This window comes from Streptosporangium sp. NPDC006013 (assembly GCF_040614275.1).
Classification (GTDB): domain Bacteria; phylum Actinomycetota; class Actinomycetes; order Streptosporangiales; family Streptosporangiaceae; genus Streptosporangium.
Genome location: NZ_JBEXUE010000780.1, coordinates 1 through 2898, shown reverse-complemented (window position 1 = coordinate 2898; position 2898 = coordinate 1). Strand labels below are relative to the sequence as shown.

Sequence of the window (2898 nt, the reverse complement as noted above, 5' to 3'; positions counted from 1 at the left end):
CCCGCCGCCTTCGGGGTATCTCATGCTTCCGGTATGACCGCTATGAAGCGATCATCACGCTCTCGACGAGGTAACTTCAGCCCTTCAACCTCAGAGACAACCGGCGGTTGGTAAAGCAACTGGCCGAACGGCTCGACGCCTGGCTGGAACGTGCGCTCCCAGTGATCGATGAGAACAACGACAAAGCCGAAGCACAGTTCGACCGGATCCGAGCAGCGGCCCGCTATCACCAGGTCCGGAACCAGGCTTGGCAAATCCTGGTGTCTCGGGTGCCGGTGTTCGTTTACTACTCGCAGTACTTCTCGGTGCGCCCACGGATTCATCTGGCGAACCTGGCGCAGCGTCAGGCAAGCGGGGAGATGGATCAGGACTACGACTTCGGGAATCTGTGCCTGCTGGATCTCCTTGGCTTCACCGCAAAGGAGCTGTCGGAGATGGACAGCCAACCGGCGCCTGCGTTGCCGCCCAATCAGGGCGACCAGAATCAGATGGCCGCCTATCGAGAGCAGGTCGGGGCCTGGCAAGCGCAACGAGACAAGAGGCAGTACGAGCTCAACTCCGCGAGTGTTCTGCTCACCAAGATGATCCGCAAAGTGTGGGGCGACGAGCAGCTACAGCTACGTTTGGTTGTCGACGGCCAGTATCTAAAGGCCGTCGTGGTCGACGACCTAGGAGTCGAGGTCGAACTCGACCAGCGCAGCGAAGGGTTCCGCTGGCTGGTTAGCTTCTTCGTGGTTTTTCACGCCCAGGCTAAAGGCAAGCTGAATAACGCGATCCTGCTGTTGGACGAGCCGGGCCTGCACCTGCATGCGCTCAAGCAGCGAGAGTTCCGCTCCACGGTGTCACAGCTGGCGGAGAACAATCAGATCATTTACACCACTCACTCGCCGTTTATGGTCGGCTCAGACGAGCTGCACCTGGTCCGCTTGGTGGAGATGACAGACCGCACCGTCGGTACGAAAGTCCACGGCCGGTTGGTGTCTGACGACCCGCGCTCGGTCTTCCCCTTGCAGGCCGCCCTCGGCTATGACCTTGCCCAGAGTATGTTTAGCCAGCGTCGCAACTTAGTGGTCGAGGGCCTCACCGACATGTGGTTGATCGAGGGCGTCGCCGCAGCCATGCGGGAATTCAGGGTAGTTACCGTGCGCGACACTATCGCCATAGTGCCCGCTCAGAGCGCTAGCAAGGTCGTCTATTACTGCACCCTGTTGCACAGCCAGCGTCTCAAGGTCGTCGCGCTCCTGGATTCCGACGCTGCCGGCGAGAAAGCCGCCACCCAAGACGAACTGGTACGGCTGCTCAAGTCCAACCAGATCCTTCGGACCAAGGACCACTATCGGGGGCCGGTCACCGGCCCGGAGATCGAGGACCTGCTGCGCGACACTCTAGTAGAGGTCGCACGCACCGAACTCAGCTGGGACGTCACGACCACCGCTGCTGCGCAGCCCACCCGCCGGATCATCGAGATCTTCAAGGCCGAGATCGGCGCCGGTTTTTCCAAATACAAGCTCATCAAGGCATTCCTGCGCTGGTTAACGACTCACGAGTGGACCGACCTCACCGCCACCGAACAGCAGGCGTGGGCCAGTCTCACGGCTGCGATCAACAAAGGACTTTCGTAGCCCCACCTCTTACGCATTAGTTCGTCTCCACCCCACCGGTCCTGGACTGACCTGGCCGGTGGGTGGAGCGGGCAGCGTGACCCGTAGATGCACGGAAAGCCTCCATCAGACCCGGACCGCTTTACTCAAGCTTGTGGCGATGCCGTACCTAGGATGAATCCTTGTGCAACGACTCGCGCTCTTCGACCTGGACAACACTCTCATCAACCTGGACGAGGCGTTCCAGACCTGGATCGGGGAGTTCGCCGACGAGCACGGCCTTGAGCACGAGGCGGTTGACTGGCTACTCGCTCTCGACCAGGCGGGTTATCCGCATCGTGAGGTCTTTTTCGCCAAGGTTTGTGACCACTTCGCCCTCACCGAGTCGGTCGAGGAGCTGTGGGGCCGCTACCGCAAGCGCATGCCGTACCTGGTGTGCTGTCGGCCCGAGGTGATGGACGGCCTGGCTCGACTGCGTGCGTCCGGGTGGAAGGTGGCCATCATCACCAACGGGACGGCGGACAACCAACTCGGCAAGATCCAGCGGACGGGATTGGCCGAGGCAGTCGACGCCTACGCGCTGTCTGGGCTCGAAGGCATCCGCAAGCCCGATGTCGGCCTGTTCGAGATCGCCACCCAGCGGTGCGGCATGACTCTTGCCGATGGGGGATGGATGGTCGGGGACCACCTGGTCGCCGACATCGGTGGAGGACGAGCCGCCGGTCTCCAGACGGTCTGGATCGACCGAGGGACCTGGCCGGACCAGGAGCACGAGGCGGACCATGTCGTCACGGACGTGCTGCAGGCGATGGACATCCTGCACGCGGTTCGGTGACCGATTCGGAAGCGGGGGAGACACAAACGTCGATCTTGCTAACGCGGTTGCTAACAACGGGTCTGGACGGACCTGGACGACCGTGGACTGAGGGACCTCATGAAGCCCGCCTGAGCAGGCCCGGAAAACGACTGTGGACGGTCCTGGACGATCGTGTTCTAACTCGTAATGAAGTGTTCGGGTACCCAGCCCCTACAGCCGCTGCTGTGGTGTGAAGACCGTGCTGGATACCTGACGAGGGTCCCCATGCGGTCTGTTCTTCACTGCACCCCGAGAACAAGAGGAATGAGCTATGAGGCGTTCCTCAAGATCCCCAGGAAGGCCGACCTACCCCTTGGTCGATCGCGTGCTCGTAGAACGCGGCGAGGGGTGTGTCCAGTTAACGGTGTAACTCGGTTTTGAAATTTCTCTATCGAGAACTCGGGGACAGACGACCTTCGAAGGTGATCGCGAAGGCGTTCA

General features: G+C 61.1%; 2 protein-coding genes. Both read left to right on the top strand.

The window, feature by feature from the left end; translation table 11 throughout:
- The first annotated feature begins 107 nt into the window (after positions 1–107).
- Complete coding sequence (locus ABZ260_RS49395; protein ID WP_355632447.1) at positions 108–1622, top strand: AAA family ATPase; 1515 nt, start codon at positions 108–110, stop codon at positions 1620–1622.
- 163 nt (positions 1623–1785) lie between these two features.
- Positions 1786–2436 carry an HAD family hydrolase gene (locus tag ABZ260_RS49390; protein ID WP_355632444.1) on the top strand — a complete coding sequence of 217 codons (651 nt, stop codon included), beginning with the start codon at positions 1786–1788 and terminating at the stop codon, positions 2434–2436.
- Positions 2437–2898 lie beyond the last annotated feature (462 nt).